This window comes from Carboxylicivirga sp. M1479 (assembly GCF_007097485.1).
In the GTDB taxonomy this organism is placed as follows: domain Bacteria; phylum Bacteroidota; class Bacteroidia; order Bacteroidales; family Marinilabiliaceae; genus Carboxylicivirga.
This window is the reverse complement of sequence record NZ_VKDE01000015.1, coordinates 119,649-140,548: the sequence shown is the minus strand read 5'-3', so window position 1 is coordinate 140,548 and position 20,900 is coordinate 119,649. Positions and strand designations below refer to the sequence as shown.

Below are 20,900 nucleotides of genomic sequence, written 5' to 3'. Positions count from 1 at the left end.
AATTAATGGATAAGAAAGGCTACATATCAAGGATTCGTGAGGATTTGCTAAATGGTCGTAAGCACTCTAAAACCACTATAGAAAGTATTGCTAAAGGCTTCGGCATAACCAATAAAAACTTGGTTAAGGAATACACCGAACTGGCAATAGTCCTGAATGCACGAGAGATAGCGCACGACCATTTGCTGACCACTTATGAGAAATACCTTGATATTGTAGCCCTTTACCAGTCTCAGGTTAATTTGTCCATGCGTACAAGTATGAGCGTATTGATGCAGCAGTATTCTACACCTGCACCCATATCGTTTTTAGCATCGAGTTATGTAAGAAATGCCAATCCAGATTCCTTGTATTTAGAGCCATCGGCAGGTAACGGATTATTGACCATCGCTTTGCCGTATCATCAAACTTACGTTAATGAACTGGATGATGTCAGGCTAGACAACCTTAAAGAGCAACCCTTTGCCAAAGTTAGCAGTTGGAATGCGGTAAAACCACCTTTTGCTTATGATAGAAAATTCGATGGTGTAATAACCAATCCTCCTTTCGGTTCACTTTCTCAACCTGAATTATTTGGAAAGTTTAAAATCAAGCGATTGGAACATGCAATGGCTTTAAATGCCTTGCGTTGCATGAAGGATGATGGAAAGGCAGCCATTATCATTGGTGGTCATACCTCATGGGATAAACATGACCGGGTATCAGCCGGACAAAACAGAATTTTCCTGAACTACCTGTATCACTTTTACAATGTGGAAGATATAATCCCCATCAATGGAAAGAAGCTTTATTCTCGTCAGGGTACATCATTCAACACCCGGTTAATACTGATTGATGGAGCAAAATTCAAACCGGAAGGTGCAGCTCCACTAAAGAATAAACTCCACAGCACAATGGTAAATAGCCATGAAGAACTCTGGGACAGAGTTTGGTTGGAGAACCCCCAAAACAATACGAATAATAAACAATTGAGCTTAGTTAAGTTGAGAGCTAAAGCCATCCTTCTAAAACAAAAGCAGCATGAAGTCCGAAATTAAATTCCAGAAAAAAAGCATAACAATAAAATTTTGTCGAAAACCACAGGAACATATTGTCTCCCGGTTAATCGAATTGGGCTTTTCAACCAAGGATAACAAGTGTTTTGTCCGCACTCAAAAACTGGCTCAAAACGAACATGAGTACCTGCAAGGAATGTTGGGTACGAAAGGTCTGGGAATGGCTTATATCCCGGCAGCCGAAAAAGGTTTTATTCTCGATACAACCGTTCCGGATTCTATGGGGCATGAAATGCACATTGCCATTCGCAAGGTCAAAAAAAGTATTGGAATGCCCTTGTTTGATTATGTTGCCGAAAAGCTCGATTACCAAAACGATGAATTGGTAAAAGCTTTATCAGCTGAACAGGTGGATGCGGTATCATTAGCCATCTACAACATTGAAAAACGTGGTCAGGGAATCATTGTTGGTGACCAGACTGGAATAGGAAAAGGACGAACGGCAGCCGCTTTAATCCGCTATGGTGTAAAACAAGGGATGCAACCTGTATTCCTGTCCGAGAAGCCCAACCTGTTTACAGACTTATACCGGGATTTATCAGATATTGGAAGCTCCGCACTTGTGCCGTTTATCGTAAACACCAAGGAGAGCAAAACACATATTAAGGATAAAAGTGGTGAGATTGTTTATACGGCTCCTGAAAAACCAACTCAGGAACGAATAATCAAAAGCCAACAAGTACCGGGTGATTACAACTTTGTTTGTGCTACCTATTCCCAATTCAATCAGCCAAAGAAACCTGCAAAACAATTATTTCTTAGTACTTCCAGTAATGGTAACATCATCATTATGGATGAAGCGCACAATGCTTCCGGTAGTTCCAATACCGGGGAGTTTATGCAAGGTGTACTTCGCCAAACCAAAGGTGTTTGTTTCTTGTCGGCAACATTTGCTAAGCGACCAGATAACATGCCCATCTATGCTCAAAAGACATCCATGAGTGATGCCAATATGAGCAAAGAAGATTTGGTAGAAGCCATTTCTAAAGGTGGTGTGGCATTGCAAGAGATTTTAGCAGCTCAATTGGTTTCCGAAGGGCAAATGATTAGGCGTGAACGTTCTTTTGAAGGTGTGGAAGTCAACTACATTGAGCTAAAAGAAAAAGCCAAAGAACAGGCTGATATTGCCGATAAGGTCACAGCCATTATCCGGGATATAATCGGCTTTCAGGAAAAGTACATCAACAAACAAGTTGAGCAACTTGATAAGGTAGCAGCAGCAGAAAGCAAAGAAGTTGAAACCCGGAAAGGAACAGAGAAAGCCGGGGTTGATAATATTCCTTACTTCTCCAAAGTTTTCAATGTCATTAACCAATTGCTCTTTAGTATTAATGCTTCTGATGTAGCTGAACATGCCATCCAGAGATTAAAGGATGGTAAGAAGCCAATCATTGCTTTTGCATCCACAATGGGAAGCTTTCTGGAAGGAATGGCAAAACCGGACGATGTAATTAATGCGGACTTCTCTACTGTTCTGGAGAGAGGTCTGGATTCAGTTCTTCGCTATACCGAAAAAGATATTGACGGACAATCGGAAGGGAAAGCTTTCAATATTGCAGATTTATCGGAAGAGGCTCAATTTGCTTATCGTGATATTATCAGACGAATTGAAAAGGCTTCCACCGGAATCACCATTAGCCCTTTGGATTTAATTATCCAGAAAATTAAAGAAGCAGGTTATACCGTTGGTGAAGTAACCGGACGTAAGCTTTGCGTTCAATACAACTCAACCAATGCCAAGAATACCACCGCTTTGGTGATGAGTAGAAAGAAGGAAAACACGGCAGACCTGTTTCGCAGATTCAACGACAATGAAATTGATTGCTTACTAATTAACCAGAGTGGTTCTACCGGAGCTTCGGCTCATGCGATTGTCACCGATAAAGTACCTGCCGAACAGGTAAAGCAGCGTGTGATGGTGATACTGCAACCAGAACTGAATATCAATACTGAAATTCAGAAGCGTGGTCGTATCAACCGTACCGGGCAAATAATGAAACCAATTTACGATTACATTATTTCGTCTATTCCGGCACAAAAGCGTTTTATGATGATGCTTAAAAAGAAGCTGAAATCATTGGATGCCAATACCACTTCCAACCAGAAAAGCAGCAAATCACAATTAGAATCGGATGACTTCCTGAATAAATACGGTGATAAAGTGGTTCGCCAGTACATGTTAGAGAATCCGGAACTAAACAAAGCTTTGGATAATCCTCTCAAATTTGAAGGCAAAGAAAGCGATGAAACACCATCGGAAGGTGATGCATCTAAAGTAACCGGACGTGTAGCAGTCTTGTCGGTTAAGGAACAGGAGAAGTTCTACAACGAGGTAATTGAGCGATACAACGATTACGTGGAATACCTGAAACAAGCCGATGAATACGACCTTGAAGTGGAAGTACTGAACCTGAAAGCAGAAACTCTGGATAAGCGAGTAGTGATTGCCGGGAAAGGTGGACGTTCTGTTTTTGGTAACGATACCTTCTTGGAAAAATGCGAATGCAATGTTTTGAAGAAACCCTACGGCAAATCGGAACTGGAGAAGCTGATTAAAAAGCACCTAAACGGTAAACACCCGGACAGTATTTCTGAAGATATTATTACAGCGCATGAAAAGCATGTGCAAAGCAAACTGGTAGACGATTTAAAGGAGGTTGAAACCAAATACAAAGAGCTGATTGCTGATATTCCAAACGAAAAAGCATTCCAGAAAATTCCGGTATTTGACAAGGCAGCTCAAAATGAGTACATGGCTGAACGAACCGAGGAACTGGAAGATGCCAAACAGGAAAAGATTACGCAGGTTAAAACCCAAAGTCAGAACAGAAAGAACTACCTAAATGCTTTTTTCAAGTTCTTTAAAATTGGGCATGGATATTTCTATCCGGCATTGAGTTTTGAGAATGAGAGCAGCGATAATTCATACTGTATCTTTCTTGGTTTTGATATTAATCCAAAACGAAACAATCCTTATGCGCCATCTGCTGTAAAGCTTCGTTTTGCCATTTCTGATAGTCGTAAGTATATCGTACTACCTGCATCAGGAGATACAGCCAAAGAAATTGAGCGTATTCAGGCACGTAGTTTTCAGTTAAGCACACCGCAAAAGGAAAGCCTGATTGGTAAGTGGGATGAAGCCATTAAAAACTTTACTCAGGACAGACAAGTCCGATACATAGTTACCGGAAATATCCTGCAAGGTTCAGCTGACTTCTCCGGTAAACTGGTAAGCTATACTACCAAAGGAAGAGGTGTTCAGAAAGGAATCCTTATGTCGGAAGCATGGTCACCGGATGAAGCAGAAAAGAACTCCAACAGCTATGTAGTTGCACCAATAGCCAAGCTGCAAAAGCACATCATGAGCTTACGTAGTGGAGCTACCATCAGTACAGAAAACAAGATTAGCATTGTTCGCCATTACGATGACACCTTTAAAGTTATCATGCCTAAAACCAAAAGCCATATTCCAATTTACACGGATAAGGAAGTGGTGAAACTATTGGAAAATAGCCGGGATGGTTTTGAAATGGTATCGGGTAATATGAAAGCTTCGGTATCGGAAAAGAAGATGCCCAAGTTATTGAATTTGCTTGGTGAGCGTTTCAGCTTATCAGTAAAAGTACCCCGGAATTATTTTGAAGAATATCTGGAGAAAGGGTCAAAACCGAATGATAACGCTGATAGTCTGACCAAAGAAGCGATGGAGATGTTTGAGCAGGATAAAAAACAGTTTCCTCAAAGGTTAGCGAAGCAGAAAAAGGCTACTACCAAAGCTAAGAACATTAATATCGACCATGGCAAAAAACTAAAACTGGTGAAGCTCCGGGCAAAAGCCATCCTGATAAAGCAGAAACAACTAAAAGCTGTAGCAGGTCTGTAAATCTATTCGACAACAATAAAATACAAATGATATGAAGCTTACAATAAAAAACTACAAGGAAGCAACCAAGGATATTGATTTTTCACAATTACCGGAAGCAGCCCGTGAAGCACACAAGGAGTTTGATGCTTTTGCTGACTTTTACAGTGATGATAAGGATATAAAAGAAATGCTTGATAATCATTTTAAGATTGTTGAGCCGTACATCAACGTAAAGCGTTTTCCTGAATTACCGTTCGACCATCCATTAAATATTCTGGATAAGGAATCCGGCCAATACAAGGAAGCTTTAAAGGAATACAGGGACAGCAAGAAAAAGCCAAAGGCAACTACTAAATCTAGTAACAAGAAACCAGTAGCAAAGCGGACTTCTTCTCCAAAGAAAGCGACCTCAAAAACGGTAAAACGAAAGCCCAATGAAGTGCCTTTAATGCCTTTGGAGGTAAAGATAATCAAGCGTTATCTGAATATGCATGGTAAGAAAGTAACCGAACGTCAAGTTTCCTTGCTCTATAAAGTGATTCAGAAAGCAGCCACAGAAAAGACCATTCGCCAATCCAGTAAGTATGCCGAAGAAATCAAAAAGATTGGTAACGACCTTGCCCGGACTTATAAGGAAATGGGTAGCTCATGTACCTTTGAAGTGCCGAATTCCATGTATTTCAAGCTGAAAAATATTGTAGATAGCTATGGTGTAACTCCTGCTGTATCCTTAATAAAACGTTTCATCAACCTATACGGTAATATCACCATTGATAAAGCAAAACGACTGCTTACAAGCATTAAGAACGCCAAAAAGAATGGTAAAGTTACCAGTTCAGACAGAGCTTACGACCGTATTAACCAAGTACAAAAGCATCTGGAAGATTATCTCGACAGTGATAAACTTCTTGTTACCAACATCCAATTAAACGGATTGAAAGGTGTTGCCGGATTGGGAAAGTAAATGCCACTACCTCAATGCCCAAAAGTAGTGGCTCTAAACCAAGGGCAACAAGAACTGTAAACGTAGCACCCAATCAGGTAGTGTCAGCTAACCAGTTGGCCAAAATGAAGTTTTCTACACTTTCTCTATCTGGGAAGTTCGGTAAACTGCTTGGTAAACCATACAAACCATTTTACCTGATGATTTACGGACAAAGGTTTCATGGCAAAAGCTCTGTTGCTTTATTGTTCGCTGATTTACTGGTCAAATGTGGCATGAATGTATTGTATGTTTCCAATGAGGAAGGTGTAAAAGGTTCTTTACAGGAAAAGCTCTTACGTTTAAGAATCGGTAATCCTATTGACTTCGTGGAGAATTACGATACAAACCAGTTTAAAGGCTATGATGCTGTGTTTTTAGACAGTACCCAAACCGTAGGCATGAAGCCTGATGAGTTTAAAGCTCTGAAAAAGCGATTCCCGAATACATCATTTATTCTGGTTTTTAAAGCTAACCGTGATGGAACATCCAAAGGTGGAACTGACTGGGAACATGATGTGGATGCCATTATGCACATAGAGAATCAGAGTGCCACAATGGAGAAAAACCGCTTTCCGGGTGGCAGTACTGAAACCATTAAAATCTTTTAGACATGGAGGAAATGACAATAAAATTCTATTGGGTAGTGATTGCCGGGTTAAGCTCATTAATGGTTGGAGTGGTTTCGTTTATCATCCGCAATGCTATTTCAAAGAATGCGACAAAGGAAACGGTGGAAGCCAAAACAGATTTACTGGAGAAAGACATTATGCACCTGACAAAAGAACTGGAAGGAGCTGAAAATAAGTTTGCCATACTGCATAAACGTGTTTCTGATTTAAGAGATAGCTCAAAGGAGATATATGTAAGTAAGGAACTGTTTCACCAGACTATCAAACAACTCAACGATAAGCTTGATACCATCTTAAAATTTGTGGAGCGATGAGAAAGATATTTGGAAAACTAACCAATGCCGGAGTAGCTGAAACGTTGAAGGCTGGCACAAAACTCATTGATGAGATATTCACTACACAGGAAGAAAAGCTTCAAGGCAAAATGGAGCTTTTTAAAATGGCTGTTGCAGACCGGGATTCTGCTCGTGACATGTATGCACAGGACAGTTGGCTGCAAAAAGTTTTTGCACTTTTCTTCTTACTGGCATGGTGTGCCTTAACTGTTTTAATGCTTAACTACTTCGTATTTCAGACCATTGAATTACAAGACTGGCAAATAGCATTTGTTAGCAGCATTAATGGCGGTATCTCTACCAAACTCAGTACCATTATCGACTTCCTTTTTGGTGGTGCAATTTCCGGGGTAAACAATGTAAAACTTAAAACCAAACGTAAGAATGAAGACATTTGACGACCTCTTTGATGGAGTAATAAAGCACGAAGGCTACTACGCCAATGTAAGCGGAGATAAAGGCGGTGAAACTTATATGGGTGTAGCCAGAAACCTGCATCCAAATTGGGAAGGTTGGCAAATTATTGATGGCTACAAACTGACATTTGGGGAGCTAAAACGAAACGCCAAGATTGATATTCCGCACCTAACCACAATGGTTAAAGAGTTCTACAAACAAACTTTCTACAATAAATACAAAATCGGAAGCATTAACTCCGGCTCGTTACAAGAAATCATTTTTGACTGGTGTGTAAATAGTGGCTATTGGGGTAGCTGTGGTGTACAAAAAGTATTAAATCGCTTCTTTGATAGTGACCTTAAACTCGATGGAATTATTGGAAAAAACACTATCAAGGCAATTAACTCCTGTCCGCCAGAGTTGCTGTTTAACGCCATTAAAACTGCCCGGATTCATTATTACAATACGATTGCTCAACGTGGCCAGAATCATAAATTCTTAAAAGGGTGGTTGAGAAGAATTGAAGGTATTAGGTATTGATTTTTACAAATTATTTTCTCTGGCATGGGATTTACCATTTTTCCATTTTTCTGTATGGCATTTTTAACTCTTTGTAAGCATTATTATAAGTGCCATATGATTCTCTAGCCCATTTTTTGAATTTTGATTTGAAGTCTTCTTCAATTTTCTGCCATGATTTTCCTTTTTCAAATTCAAAAATATTAGAAGTATCAGATTTCTGTGTTGGAAAGTGTGTAAAACTTTCAAAATCATTTTTGACCTTATAAAAAATTTTGCTTTCAATTTCAGCCTTAATTTTATTACCTAATCCATCATATTCAATTATTCTATATTGATGCCATAGGATTGCAATTTTATCCAAGTCTCTAAAATTTCCTGCAAAATTCTGGCAATTATCCTGTAACCACAATTTTAGATCAATTTGATTAGGTAGAGCATTATGATTTTTGAATTCAAACTTATTCCATACTAAGGTAAAATCCTCAAAAATAGTTGATATAGTATCTTTAAAGGAAGGAATTTTCACTACTAACTGTGATATTCTATCCCAAAACATATCAAGTAAATATTCTTTTTCATCTCTAAGGTGTTCAATACTAAAGGACGATGTGAAAATTATTCTTCGAAATTCTCTGCTTTCTCCAAAACCTATTTTACCATCTGCTGTAGATAGAAATCTAAAAATTTTTCTCTGTTGTCCTTCTGTTAATTGTTCAACATTTTTTATGATAATATATTCTGAATTAAAAATTGAAGATATGGTATCATCAGTATCACCAATTTCATCAGGATAAAAAATGCTTATGTCATTATCTTCCAAAATCTCTTTAAGAATAAATTCTTTACCTACTCCATTATCCCCAAGTACTAATATTGAAAAATAGCCAGGGTTCTTTAAAAAGTAGTTAAGTTTCCTTTTAGCATCTTCTCTTAAATTATCTGTGATAAAATGTACCATTTAACTGCATTATTAGTGTGTAAAAATAAGCATATTACAAATATACAGTGTAATATCATGCATTTTTATTCTTTAGGATTATTTTTACAATAATTACTTTGATGCATTAAGGGAGTAAAGTCTGAACTTGCCGAAAAACGACTATAAATAGAAGTAGGATTTTTTAAAAAAGATAAAGTTATGAGTAAGAAAAAGATAAAAAATCACGAAGCAGACATTAAAAACTCTAATCCGGGAACATCAGGTACAAACATAACCTACGACAAAAATCAGGGAGACAGAGGAAAACTATTGAATCCAAACCAAAAAAAGAAATAATCATGGGCAAAACAGGACAAAAAGGACAAGGGAATGCAGGTGGTTGGCCTGCAACAACAGGAAATAAATCTGGTGGTGGTAGAAGTAATAATACAACTGGAGGAGGAAAATCCTCTGGAAGTTCTAAAGGAGGGAAAAAGTAATTTGTTAATTGGAGTACTCTTGATTCAGTCAATAAAGAGTACTCCATTGTTTATATATTTATTCAATGCACATATTAAAAATAATTCACGGATACCCACCAAATTACAATGCGGGTTCAGAGGTATATAGCCAATCCATAGTAGATGAACTAAAGAAGACTAATAAGATTACTGTTTTAACCAGAGAGGAAAATGAGTACATACCTGACTTTAACTTTAGAAAAGAGTCAGGGGATGGTGCTGATTTTGTTTTTGTCAATATGGCTAGAGGGAAAGATGGTTATAATCATGCAGCAATCAATAAAAGGTTTGCAGAGCTAATTAAAGAAATAAAACCGGACGTAGCTCATATCGGTCATTTGAATCATTTGTCAACCGGAATAGTTGATGAATTGAATAAACAGAACATTCCTATTTTGTTCACTCTTCATGACTTTTGGCTTATGTGTCCAAGAGGACAATTTTTGCAAAGGAATTTTGATGGTGAAAATTTATACAAGCTATGTGACCGTCAAGAGGATTCTAAATGTGCTGAGTCTTGCTACAGAATGTATCAATCCGGTATTGAGTCCAGCAATGATAGTAAGCATTGGGCAGAATGGGTGAATCAAAGGATGAAAATTACAAAGGAAGTCATTGACAAAGTTGATTGTTTTCATGCTCCTTCTAAATACCTTATGAATCGTTTTATTGATGACTTTAATGTGCCAAAAGAGAAGATTTTCTATCTTGACTATGGTTTTCCTACTCATTACCTTAAGCCTGAAATACATTCCGAATCTGACACATTTACATTTGGTTATATTGGAACCCATATTGCTGCCAAAGGAGTAAATTTATTAATTGAAGCATTTAAAGGAATAAAAGGAAAAGCAAAGCTCAAGATATTTGGTAGAGAACTCGGCCAAAGTACAAAGGCATTAAAAAAACTTGCAGCGGAATGCTCAAATCCGGTTGAATTTTGTGGCGAATATATCAACCATAATTTGGCAAAAGATGTATTCAGTAAGGTTCACGCAATTGTAGTGCCATCAATATGGGGCGAAAATTCACCATTGGTCATACATGAGGCACAATCATGTCACATACCTGTAATTACAGCTGATTTTGGGGGTATGAAAGAATATGTGCAGAACAATGTAAACGGCTTACTCTTTCAACATCGGAATGTTAATTCATTACGAGAAAAGCTTCAGTTTGCCGTCAATCATCCAGCAAAAATGAAATTACTAGGAGAAAAAGGATATTTGCACTCTGAGAATGGTGAGATACCGAATATCATTGAGCATTGCCAAGAGCTATATCAAAAGTATAATTACTTACTAGAATCAAAGAATGCAAAGCCTATTTAGATTAACATTAGATACAAATCCTGAAGATTGCAATCTTAAATGTATAATGTGTGAGGAACACAGTAGATATAGCAATTTCAAAAATGAATTATTTGCTTCTACTGGAGTTAAAGCCAGAAGGATGTCTTCTACATGGATAGATAAAATATTTCAAGAAGCGAATGAACTTGGGGTTAAAGAGATTATTCCTTCGACAATGGGTGAGCCTCTATTATATAAAGATATTGATACGTTCTTTCAACTCGCTAGTAAATATGATATTAAAATAAACCTCACGACAAATGGTACTTTTCCCAAAAGAGAAGTTAAGGAATGGGCTAAATTGATTATTCCGGTAACTAGTGACACAAAAATATCTCTAAATGGAGTTACGAAAGATATAGCCGAAAGTATCATGCATGGGCTTTCATTTGAAGAGCATGTATCGAATCTAAAAACCTTTATCGAATATAGGAACTTACACCATAAGAAATCAGGTTTTTATAGCAGAGTAACTTTGCAATTGACTTTCATGCAAAATAATATGCATCAACTACCTGAAATAATAAAGTTTGGGGCAAGCATGGGAGTTGACCGGATAAAGGGACATCATTTATGGACGCATTTTGCTGAAATTAGAGACCTTTCCTTTAAAAAGAATCAGGAATCAATCGCAGAATGGAACTTAATAGTTGACAAGGCTAATGATGCAGTTGATGCTTTTAGGAAACCAAGTGGTGAAAAGATTTTACTGGAACAAATAGACTATTTAAATGAAAAGGAAACGTCCTTAATTCCCGAAAGTTATACATGCCCATTTTTAGGTAAGGAATTGTGGGTTTCCGCAACTGGAAAAATATCCCCATGCTGTGCTCCAGATAAAGAAAGAGATTCGTTGGGTGACTTTGGAAACTACCAAAATAAAACATTTACAGAGGTGTTGAATAGCGAAGTTTATAAAGATTTGATTACTAATTACAAACAAAAGCCTTTATGTCAAACATGTGTAATGAGAAAGCCATTGTAGATAGTGCAAATTGCCCGAATATTTATTTAGAACAACCTATAATTCTCAATTTTAGGGATGCTTCAAAATGCGTATCAACAATAAAACCCAAATTCATATTTAGGACATCATCATTAACCAAATATCAGAATGACAATTCAGCTTTAAGTATTTTAAGAAATAATAAAATCAAAACTGTTATTGATTTAAGAGCGGAAAGGGAAGTAAATACAGATTCATATTCAGAACCATTTGTGCATGAGTTTCATTGCATAAATTTTCCTCTTGACCCATGGAATCAACCGGAATGGTTTGTTGAAGAGACAAAAACTACCTATTCAGACTTATCAAATGCTGAAAAGGCATATTACTTTTTTATTAAGTGTTGTCAGCAACAAATTAGAGCTGTTCTTGAAACTATTTCTGTATCTGAATATCCGGTTGCAATTCATTGCGTTGCAGGAAAAGACAGAACCGGATTGATTGCCATTTTAATTGGAATGCTATTAGGTTCTGGCTATGAGGAATTATTGGTTGATTATTTACAAAGCGAACAGGATACGGATGAGTGCAAATTCAGGATTTTCTATGATTATATTATGGGTGTCGGAGGAATAGAGGAGTATCTATCTCATTGTGGTATGAATAAAGATGATATCACGACTTTAAAACTAAAGTTACGAAAATGATTGAGCACAGAAATGAGCTAAAAGGATTATTTACTCAATACTGGGATTACTTAGCTGTTTATGCTGCATGTAAACAGAATATTTTTGATTGTATTCAGAATACTGCTGTGTCAATTAATTCCCTTGCTGATAATGAAGGATTTGATTTAGAAGTTTTAAAAGAATTAGTTTCAGTTCTTAAACAGCAAAAGCTAATTCATGCAGATGGTGAGACGCTAAAGTTGACAATCAAAGGAGAACTCTTAACAGAATCTCATCCTTACTCTTTAAAATATGCATGTTTAAATTGGGGTGCAGAGCATTTAACAGCATGGCAAAATTTAGATTATACATTAAAATCAGGCAAACAGGCTTTTAATCATCTATATGGAAAGCCATTTTTCGAATATATATCAAATGACAAGGAAAAGTTATTGAGTTACCATAGGGCAATGTATGAATATGCTCGTGATGACTATGAGAATATCTATCAAGTTCATGACTTTTCAAAACACCATTCTATAATAGATGTAGGTGGAGGCTTGGGCGCATTAATTAATACTATTAAAGCCCATAATCCACAAGTTAACAGTTATTTATTTGATAAGCCTGAAGTGATTGACTTGTATAAAGGAGATATTCCTGTAATAGGTGGAGATTTCTTTCAATCCATTCCTAAAGTTGCAGATGTGGTTATAATGAGTAGAGTTTTGCATGACTGGAGTGATGATAAATCAACATTAATTCTTAATAATGCCTTTGAATCTTTACCAAAAGGTGGGGTTTTATATTTAGTAGAGAACTTAACAGATAAAATTGATGATGGGGCAGCAATTCTATCTTTAAATATGCATGCTTTAACAGGAGGTTTTGAAAGAAGCTTACCTGAATACAAAAAACTCATAAAATCAACAGGGTTTAAATATATAGAGAGTAAGAAAGTAAATGACCTTCAATCCTTAATTATAGCAGAAAAATGAATTGGAAAGATATAGAAGTTTCAGAATGCTCTACATTCTTTAAATACAATGGTCAAAAAATTTTTAATAAAAACTTCAAAGAAGTCTTGAAGTTTCATTCAGAAGGATTAGCTCCTGTATGTGATGAAACAGGATGGTATCATATTGACATTTATGGCAAGCCACTTTATGAAGATAGATATGATAGAGTGTTTGGATATTACTTCTCTAAAGCAGCAGTTATTCTTGATGGGGTCTGGTTTCATATTGATGTCAAAGGGAACAGGTGCTACCATGAAAAATATGCTTGGGTAGGTAATTTTCAAGAAAATGTTTGTACTGTCCGAAGTTCTAATAAAGAATACTTTCATATTGATGCAAATGGTAAAACATTGTATTCGGATAGATACAGGTACTCAGGTGATTTTAAGGATGGTTTTGCAGTTGTGAAGCTTCAAAACGGTTTATGTAAGCATATAAATAAATCTGGAGATGATTTAAATGGAAAGTTATTTTTAAATCTAGGGGTATATCATAAGTCATTTGCAACAGCCAAAGATGAAAATGGATGGTTTCACATTGATAAAAATGGAAATCAACTTTATACCGAAAGGTATCTTGCAATAGAACCATTTTATAATGGCTTTTCTTTGGTCGAAACTATTGATAATAATCAAATCGTTATTAATGAGAAAGGTGAGGTTGTCGTTAATATTTGATTCAATATATAGCTTAAAATTAAAACTCCCGGCTGAAACATTATCAACCAGGAGTTTTTTGAGTCTGTGATGCCTAAGCCGATAACGTTTTTGCATCCAATCCACATTCCTTTAGTTTTTCTGACAACACTCGCATATCCGAACTAACTTTCTCATTCGTAATTCTGGCATAGATTTGTGTGGTTTTAATATTCGTATGGCCAAGCATTTTGCTCACCGTCTCAATAGGTACGCCATTGGAGAGGGTTATGGTAGTGGCGAAAGTGTGCCGGGCAAGGTGAAACGTCAGGTTTTTATTTATGCCACACAGGTCACCAATTTCCTTGAGATACGCATTGGTTTTTTGGTTCGTTGGTACTGGCAACAATACATCCTTGGGCAGCCCTTTATATTTTTCCAGTATCTCTTGAGCAACATCCAACAAAGGAACTACGGTTTGCACATCGGTTTTTTGCCTTTTGGTCATTATCCAAGGATTGCCATCAAAACCTTGGATAATGTGTTCTTTCTTTAGATTTTTAATGTCGATATATGCTAACCCGGTGTAGCAGGAGAAAACAAAAATATCACGTATGCGCTCCAGTCGTTCATTTTTAATTTCTTTGTCCATTATTTTATTTAGCTCGTCTTTGGTCAGATAGCCCCGGTCAACCTTCTTTAAAGATATTTTGTAGTTGGCAAAGGGGTCATTATGGAGTTGACCGTTTTTCTGAGCTGTAATAATGATGCTCTTAAATTTCTGAATGAATTTAGCTGTTGTATTGTAATTGCATTTGCAATGAGTATTAAGGTAGGTTTCAAAGCCAACAATAAAGGAGTGGTTGATTTCTCTTAAATCAATATCGGATAGCTTATATTCCTCTTTTATGTATTCGGATACATGCCGTTTGCAAACTTCGGCTTTTTGGTAGGTTGCTTTTGATTTGGTGATACCAACCTGTTTTTTCAAAATGCTGTTGCATTCCTCAAATAACTCAATCAACAAGAATTTTTCCTGACCAATACCTAAGAATGTATTCTTGACTTTTTCGGCAGTTACAATTATTTCTTTTCGGGTAAGGTCATTATAAGCGTTCCGGAGACATGATTTAATTTCATCCAATACGCTATTCATTTTTTTGGCTTCTGCACTTCTGCCTTTAACCCGGTTTAACTCTACGTTCCAGTCATTTTTGTTTACGAACTGTTTGGTGTTGAACTGGCTACTTTTTCCATTAATGGTAATTCTGGCCACGATAGGTGCTGTTCCATCCTTCTTTTCTGCATTCTTTTTTAGGAAAAAAAGAACATTAAATGTACTTCTCATAATCATCATTTTTCAATTTGTAAAATTACATTATCAATCTCAAAATGAAATGATTATAGGACTGCCAAGCTTGGACAAAGCACTGCCAATTTTGGACAAATCGTGACCTTTTTTTGCCTGAAAATTTTTGGTCACGATTTAGTCACGATTTCGTGTCTTTTACAGGCATTTTAAGTAAGTCAGACAAAACATGAAGACATAAAAAAAGTCCTACAACTTATTGAAAGTGTAGGACTTGTCTTTTTTCTGTCTTCTATTGACATTTTATTCAGCGGAGAGAGAGGGATTCGAACCCCCGGTACCTCGCGGTACAATGGTTTTCAAGACCACCGCATTCGACCACTCTGCCATCTCTCCAATACTCTGTAAAGCCTATGGTCATTGGCTTTATTAATGTCAACACTTATTGTTAACGGATGCAAAAGTAGGGTTTATTTTTAAACTGCAAAATAAATTTCACCTAAATATTACGACCGATTTAAAGTGCGTATTCTATCTTTTTAATTACTAGAATTATAAGGTGGGCATTATTTTCTGTTTTTTATTCTTATTAAGTACATATCAAATCCAAGCTAATATGAAGATGTGCAGAACAGGCTTTAACTATTGCCAGAAATAGATCATAGTTCTCAATAAAAATGCTCACAGGATTTTGTAGATAATTTGTACGACAAAATATTAACACTTGTAGGTAGCATCCTTTAAAAGCAAAAATGGGACTCACCAAATTGGAGAATCCCATTTCCATATAATCTACTGATATGTTAGTTTTCTACTTGTCCTATCTTCAATAATTCTACTTCAAAAATAAGTGCAGCATATGGTGGAATAACTTGTCCAGCTCCACGTTCGCCATAAGCCAACTCATAAGGGATATAAAATATTGTTTTTCCACCTTCTTTCATTAATTGCAGACCTTCAGTCCAACCCGGAATAACTCTGTTTAATGGAAAAGAAATAGGTTGACCGCCCTGAGAGCTATCAAATACCTCTCCATTGATTAAAGTACCTTTGTAATGAACGGTTACTTCATCAGTCGCAACAGGCGAGTTCCCAGTTCCTTCTTCAATAACTTTATATTGCAAACCACTTGCTGTTATCTGCACACCTTCTTTTTTTGCATTTTCAGCTAAAAACTCAATTCCCACTCGTGCTTTTCCTAAGGAAATACTTGCGCTTGCTTCTTCAAGTGAAATCTGTGCTGTTTCAGTCATTGCTTCTCTTATACCAGCAGCAACAAGCTCTGCATTTAAACCATTTTCATTAGCTAATTCACGTGCCATCATTACCCCATAGCTGTAACTTAAGCTATCAGTTTGTGTTGTAAGAGTGGCCGGAGAGTTGGAATTAGTGCAAGATTGAGCTGATATAAGTAGTGCGGCAACGAAGCTCACACTAAGCATTTTTTTAAATAAATTTTTCATTCAGTTTCTAACTTTATTATTATACGTTTTGTATTTAATCTCTTAAAGATATCCAAATCCTTGAATAATCAAGTTTTTCGCCTTATCCCAGTATAAGAAAAATGGCAGGTCGCTTGTTAATATCTGGCATTTGCTTTTTCCATTGTGCTACAGTTTTAGTTTGAATAAACTCTGTTTCAAGCGTTATATCACATGCTATGCACAATTGAGTTTGAGGTCGACAGGCCAAAAGTAGTTCTTGTAATAATTTAATGTTTCTATAGGGAGCCTCAATAAATAATTGTGTTTGGTTTTCCCGTATTGAACGTTCTTCAAGGTGCTTAATGTGTTTTCCAACTTCGCCTTTTTTCAGAGGTAAATAGCCATTAAAGGCAAAGCTTTGACCATTCAGTCCCGATGCCATAACAGATAATAGGATAGAAGAGGGGCCAATAAGTGGCACAATCTGTATCTTTTTCTGATGAGCTAGCTTAACAACATCAGCTCCAGGATCAGCTACTCCCGGGCAACCTGCTTCTGATAACAAACCCATGTTAATACCATTTAATAATGGATTTAGATACCCTGGAATATCATTTGGATTCGTGTGTTTATCCAATACATAAAACGTGAGATCATCAATATCAATTGTTTTATCAACCTTTTTTAAAAACCGTCGTGCTGAACGAATATTCTCAACCACAAAGTGTTTGATCGATTTCGTTATATCAATGGTGTCTTTCGGTAGATTTCGCTCAATAGGACTCTCACCTAATGTATTGGGTATTAAATATAGTTGACCTTTCATTGTATGGTATTGAATTATATGCGATTCAATTATAACCTAATTGATTGGGTGCAAAAGTAATGAAATGCTCTATGCTTTACCAAGTGGGATATATCATGTTTTTAATGTAGACCGATTCTAAATAAAAATTGTAAGTTTGCTGCATCACTGATTTAATGGTATATACAAATAGTTAGAATGGGATATTTAATTGCATTGGTTCGAAATCGTAATTTTGTTTTGATTTTGGCCGTTGTTTTGGGTTTGGTTTTTGGCGACTATGCTGCTAATATAAAGGATTATACAATTTATGTGTTAGCCATGGTCATGACTTTTTCGATGACCAATATTCGTTCATCAAGCTTTTATCCAGTAAAATCGTTAGTAAAACCTATGTTGGTGGGTATGTTTTTGAATTACCTTGTGTATGCGTTTGTAATGATAGGTCTGGCTTACGTATTTATCGATGATAAGGATCTGTTTTATGGTTTTGTTGTTATTGCAACAACGCCACCAGGTGTTGCCATTATACCATTTTCATATATTTTAAAAGGGGATGTAGAATATGCCATAAAAGGAGTGCTTGGGGCATTCTTATGCACTGTATTTGTTACTCCTTTTGCAGTTGGTTGGTTAACAGGTAACGATGGCGTTAATTCATTAGATCTGTTTGTGCTTATGCTTAAAACAATTGTTCTACCATTGGCGATATCGCGTGTTTTACTTTTCTCAAAAGTATCTCCCATGGTCAATGTAGTAAGAGGAAAAATTGTGGATTGGGGTTTTGCTTTATTGATTTTTATCGCAGTAGGTTTAAATCGTCAAGTGTTTTTTAGTGAGCCTCTAATATTACTGCAAATTGCAGTTGTTTTGTTTGTTAGTCATTTTGTATTAGGCTTAGTGTTTGAAAAAGTTGCTAAGGTTTTTAAGCGGGATAAGGTAAAGATGATGTCGGAAAATTTGCTACTAACCATTAAGAGTTCTGGTTTTGCCGTAGTAACAGCAATTACTTTGTTCGGACAAAAGGCGGCTATTCCAACTGCTGGACTGGCCATATTTGTACTTTTATATTTGTTGTTTTTATCGTTTAGGAAAGATTTGACTGATAAAAAATCAAACACTTAGTTTAATGAAAATATAACCCATGTTTCATACCCAGACTTGCATATAGGTTGTGAAACAAACACACATGGCTTTGTTAATGTTTAGGATCAAATTCATGCCAAAAAATACTGCTATTAACTTATTAAGCTAACCTTATCGTGAGTTGATAAGTATTTTAAACTTATTGTAACAGAAATGTAACAGTTTCTTAACACTCACGTAATAAAACAACTTTAGGTTTGCACCCGGAAAATAATAACAAATCACCAGGAAATATTGGGGAATGATTTTTCTGGAAATTTAAGAATTCTACACAGGAATAACATGAAACGTTTTTTACTATTGAGTGCGTTAATGGTGCTGGTATGCACTGTGAGTATTAAAGCACAGACGATTAAGGATTTATCTGCACAGGTTGGAAAAGGTATTCAATTTAAAACTGAAGACGATCTTTTTTACCTAAAGTTCAGGACCAGAATACAGACTAGGTGGGACTTTGAAAATACTTTAAGTAATTCATTAGGTCCTGCTGAATTTGAGAATAAGGCATGGGTTAAACGTGCACGCTTAAAGTTCGATGGTTATTTTATTAATAAAAGCCTGGTTTATAAAATCGAATATGATTTGGCAGGTGGATATGTAAGAGATGCCATATTTAAATACAAGAAAAACAATATTGAATTGTGGTTTGGTCAAGGTAAATTGCCTGGTAACCGCGAGCGTGTTGTGTCATCGGGAAACCTACAATTGGTCGATCGATCAATATTTAATAAGAACTATACCTTAGACAGGGATGCAGGTATTCAATTTCACCATAAATTTAATATTGGCAAAGCTGTAATTTACGACCGTTGGGCTGTTACGTCGGGTAACGGAATTAAGGATAATTCAATGGCGCCAGGAATGAGTTTTACAGGTAAGTTTGAAATGATGCCCTTAGGTGAATTTAGTTCGAAAGGAGCCTATAAATCGGCCGATTTAACACGTGAAGAGAAGCCCAAGATTGCAGTTGCTGCTTACGCAAACTTTAATAAAGACGCCTATAAAGAAAGAGGTCAAATTGGTGATGTAATTGGTGGAGAGGCCGACCTTTTAAACATAGGCGGTGACCTCTTGCTAAAATATCGAGGATACTCATTAATGGTTGAAGCGGCCAATAGATCGGTCACTGATGACAATGAATTTGTATACGACGAAAATGGTGATATTGAAACGGCCTATTATACAGGGTATGGTGCTAATGTTCAAACGGGTTATCTTTTTAAAAGTAACTGGGAGTTATCTGGACGATATGCTTTTACCAAACCTAATGAAGCAGCTTTCCACACTGAGATTACCGACTATACGATTTGTGTAAGTAAATACATCATTGGGCATAAGTTTAAGTTCCAGGGCGATGTAACTTTCCGCGATAAAGTATCAAAGCAAGATCAAATCATTACGAGGTTTCAGATGGAATTCCAATTCTAAGCCATTGTAACAGAAATATTTAAAACCTAAGTTTCAAACGGAGCTTAGGTTTTTTTGTGTTTAATTAGGTAGACAGTCTATTTCATGTCAATTGTCATTATATTTTGATTGCTCCTAGGTTGAAGCATCTTGATAAGATCTGTTCATGCCCAATTGAAGCGATATATCGCACTAAATAGACTATTTGCTTAATTACCTATGGAATTTGCCTTATTTTAGTAAAAACTACAATTTACATGGGCGAGGATATTAAAAGGATTTTAATTGTTGATGACGAAGAAGACCTTTGTGAAATATTACAATTTAATCTTGAGAGCGAAGGTTATCAAACAGAAGTCGCTTACTCTGCAGAAGAGGCATTACAAAAAGATTTAAGGAGATTTAATTTATTGCTGTTAGATGTAATGATGGGAGGAATGTCCGGTTTCAAACTGATTGACATTATTAGAAATGATCGTAAGGTTGATGTACCTGTTATATTTCTGACTGCTAAGAGTGCTGAAGATGACCTGTTAACTGGGTTTGACCTGGGTGCCGACGATTACATTACAAAACCTTATTCGCTTAAAGAACTAATTGCCCGTGTAAAAGTTGCCCTTAAGCGTTCTATTGCTGTATCAAATAATGATCAAAACGAATTGCAGTTTAAACAGATGATTTTAAATCTTGAAACTAAGCGCTTGGTAATTGATGGACAAATGGTAGAATTGACTCTAAAAGAGTTTCAAATTTTGCGTTTACTTTTTGAAAACAAAAATAAAATTTACTCTAGAGATGAGATTTTAGAGATTATTTGGGGAGATAGTGTTGTTGTTACGAACCGCACTGTAGATGTGAATATTACGCGACTAAGAAAAAAGTTAAAGCAATATGGAGAGTGCCTGAAAAACCGTGCTGGCATTGGTTATTATTTTGAAACATTACAATAAAAATTGGGT

At 36.3% G+C, this 20,900-nt stretch carries 21 protein-coding genes and 1 tRNA gene; 17 read left to right on the top strand and 5 right to left on the bottom strand.

Annotated features, from left to right (window positions below):
* Positions 1-5 precede the first annotated feature (5 nt).
* From FNN09_RS10550 to FNN09_RS10520, 7 genes are read left to right on the top strand one after another with little or no spacing between them, the layout of a single operon-like run.
* Positions 6-1,037, top strand: coding sequence for a hypothetical protein (locus FNN09_RS10550; RefSeq protein ID WP_143302250.1), 1,032 nt, complete (start codon positions 6-8; stop codon positions 1,035-1,037).
* On the top strand, positions 1,021-4,938 hold the full coding sequence (locus FNN09_RS10545; RefSeq protein WP_143302249.1) for a strawberry notch-like NTP hydrolase domain-containing protein: 3,918 nt from the start codon (positions 1,021-1,023) through the stop codon (positions 4,936-4,938). The genes FNN09_RS10550 and FNN09_RS10545 overlap by 17 nt, the downstream gene beginning before the upstream one ends.
* A 31-nt stretch (positions 4,939-4,969) precedes the next feature.
* The gene (locus FNN09_RS10540) at positions 4,970-5,884 is read left to right on the top strand and encodes a hypothetical protein (protein ID WP_143302247.1); all 915 of its coding nucleotides are present in this window, start codon (positions 4,970-4,972) and stop codon (positions 5,882-5,884) included.
* A gap of 14 nt (positions 5,885-5,898) precedes the next feature.
* On the top strand, positions 5,899-6,513 hold the full coding sequence (locus FNN09_RS10535; RefSeq protein WP_143302245.1) for a hypothetical protein: 615 nt from the start codon (positions 5,899-5,901) through the stop codon (positions 6,511-6,513).
* A gap of 2 nt (positions 6,514-6,515) precedes the next feature.
* Positions 6,516-6,848 carry a hypothetical protein gene (locus FNN09_RS10530; RefSeq protein WP_221932480.1) on the top strand — a complete coding sequence of 111 codons (333 nt, stop codon included), beginning with the start codon at positions 6,516-6,518 and terminating at the stop codon, positions 6,846-6,848.
* Positions 6,845-7,267 carry a hypothetical protein gene (locus FNN09_RS10525; RefSeq protein ID WP_143302241.1) on the top strand — a complete coding sequence of 141 codons (423 nt, stop codon included), beginning with the start codon at positions 6,845-6,847 and terminating at the stop codon, positions 7,265-7,267. Before FNN09_RS10530 ends, FNN09_RS10525 begins: the two co-directional genes overlap by 4 nt.
* On the top strand, positions 7,254-7,808 hold the full coding sequence (locus FNN09_RS10520) for a glycoside hydrolase family 108 protein (protein ID WP_143302239.1): 555 nt from the start codon (positions 7,254-7,256) through the stop codon (positions 7,806-7,808). Before FNN09_RS10525 ends, FNN09_RS10520 begins: the two co-directional genes overlap by 14 nt.
* 31 nt (positions 7,809-7,839) lie before the next feature.
* Here the strand turns inward: FNN09_RS10520 and FNN09_RS10515 are convergent, their stop codons facing one another.
* Entirely contained in the window at positions 7,840-8,748 is a 909-nt protein-coding gene (locus tag FNN09_RS10515) for an ATP-binding protein (protein ID WP_143302237.1), read from the bottom strand.
* 180 nt (positions 8,749-8,928) lie between these two features.
* On the opposite strand from FNN09_RS10515, the gene FNN09_RS21135 reads away from it, so the two are divergent.
* From FNN09_RS21135 to FNN09_RS10490, 7 genes are all read left to right on the top strand, one after another.
* A complete protein-coding gene (locus FNN09_RS21135; protein WP_185968962.1) occupies positions 8,929-9,066 on the top strand; it encodes a hypothetical protein in 138 nt (45 codons plus the stop codon).
* Positions 9,067-9,068: 2 nt separating this feature from the next.
* A complete protein-coding gene (locus FNN09_RS21130; protein WP_185968961.1) occupies positions 9,069-9,209 on the top strand; it encodes a hypothetical protein in 141 nt (46 codons plus the stop codon).
* Between the two features lie 65 nt (positions 9,210-9,274).
* On the top strand, positions 9,275-10,561 hold the full coding sequence (locus tag FNN09_RS10510; protein WP_143302235.1) for a glycosyltransferase: 1,287 nt from the start codon (positions 9,275-9,277) through the stop codon (positions 10,559-10,561).
* Positions 10,545-11,567: a radical SAM protein gene (locus tag FNN09_RS10505; RefSeq protein WP_143302233.1), complete on the top strand. Its 1,023-nt coding sequence runs from the start codon at positions 10,545-10,547 to the stop codon at positions 11,565-11,567. Before FNN09_RS10510 ends, FNN09_RS10505 begins: the two co-directional genes overlap by 17 nt.
* Complete coding sequence (locus FNN09_RS10500; RefSeq protein ID WP_143302231.1) at positions 11,534-12,235, top strand: tyrosine-protein phosphatase; 702 nt, start codon at positions 11,534-11,536, stop codon at positions 12,233-12,235. The genes FNN09_RS10505 and FNN09_RS10500 overlap by 34 nt, the downstream gene beginning before the upstream one ends.
* The gene (locus tag FNN09_RS10495) at positions 12,232-13,194 is read left to right on the top strand and encodes a methyltransferase (RefSeq protein ID WP_143302229.1); all 963 of its coding nucleotides are present in this window, start codon (positions 12,232-12,234) and stop codon (positions 13,192-13,194) included. The genes FNN09_RS10500 and FNN09_RS10495 overlap by 4 nt, the downstream gene beginning before the upstream one ends.
* Positions 13,191-13,892: a WG repeat-containing protein gene (locus FNN09_RS10490; RefSeq protein WP_143302227.1), complete on the top strand. Its 702-nt coding sequence runs from the start codon at positions 13,191-13,193 to the stop codon at positions 13,890-13,892. Before FNN09_RS10495 ends, FNN09_RS10490 begins: the two co-directional genes overlap by 4 nt.
* 73 nt (positions 13,893-13,965) lie before the next feature.
* On the opposite strand, the gene FNN09_RS10485 is transcribed toward FNN09_RS10490, so the two are convergent.
* The 4 genes from FNN09_RS10485 to FNN09_RS10470 form a co-directional block, all read right to left on the bottom strand.
* A complete protein-coding gene (locus FNN09_RS10485) occupies positions 13,966-15,198 on the bottom strand; it encodes a site-specific integrase (protein ID WP_143302225.1) in 1,233 nt (410 codons plus the stop codon).
* Between the two features lie 272 nt (positions 15,199-15,470).
* Positions 15,471-15,555: transfer RNA gene (locus FNN09_RS10480), tRNA-Ser, on the bottom strand.
* A gap of 407 nt (positions 15,556-15,962) precedes the next feature.
* A complete protein-coding gene (locus tag FNN09_RS10475) occupies positions 15,963-16,622 on the bottom strand; it encodes an FKBP-type peptidyl-prolyl cis-trans isomerase (protein ID WP_143302223.1) in 660 nt (219 codons plus the stop codon).
* An 82-nt stretch (positions 16,623-16,704) separates the two neighbouring features.
* Positions 16,705-17,409 carry an SAM-dependent methyltransferase gene (locus FNN09_RS10470; protein WP_143302221.1) on the bottom strand — a complete coding sequence of 235 codons (705 nt, stop codon included), beginning with the start codon at positions 17,407-17,409 and terminating at the stop codon, positions 16,705-16,707.
* Between the two features lie 177 nt (positions 17,410-17,586).
* On the opposite strand from FNN09_RS10470, the gene FNN09_RS10465 reads away from it, so the two are divergent.
* From FNN09_RS10465 to FNN09_RS10455, 3 genes are all read left to right on the top strand, one after another.
* Positions 17,587-18,513: a bile acid:sodium symporter family protein gene (locus tag FNN09_RS10465; protein WP_143302219.1), complete on the top strand. Its 927-nt coding sequence runs from the start codon at positions 17,587-17,589 to the stop codon at positions 18,511-18,513.
* A gap of 303 nt (positions 18,514-18,816) precedes the next feature.
* Entirely contained in the window at positions 18,817-19,962 is a 1,146-nt protein-coding gene (locus FNN09_RS10460) for a hypothetical protein (protein ID WP_143302217.1), read from the top strand.
* Positions 19,963-20,198: 236 nt separating this feature from the next.
* Positions 20,199-20,891 carry a response regulator transcription factor gene (locus FNN09_RS10455; RefSeq protein WP_143302215.1) on the top strand — a complete coding sequence of 231 codons (693 nt, stop codon included), beginning with the start codon at positions 20,199-20,201 and terminating at the stop codon, positions 20,889-20,891.
* Positions 20,892-20,900: the final 9 nt, after the last annotated feature.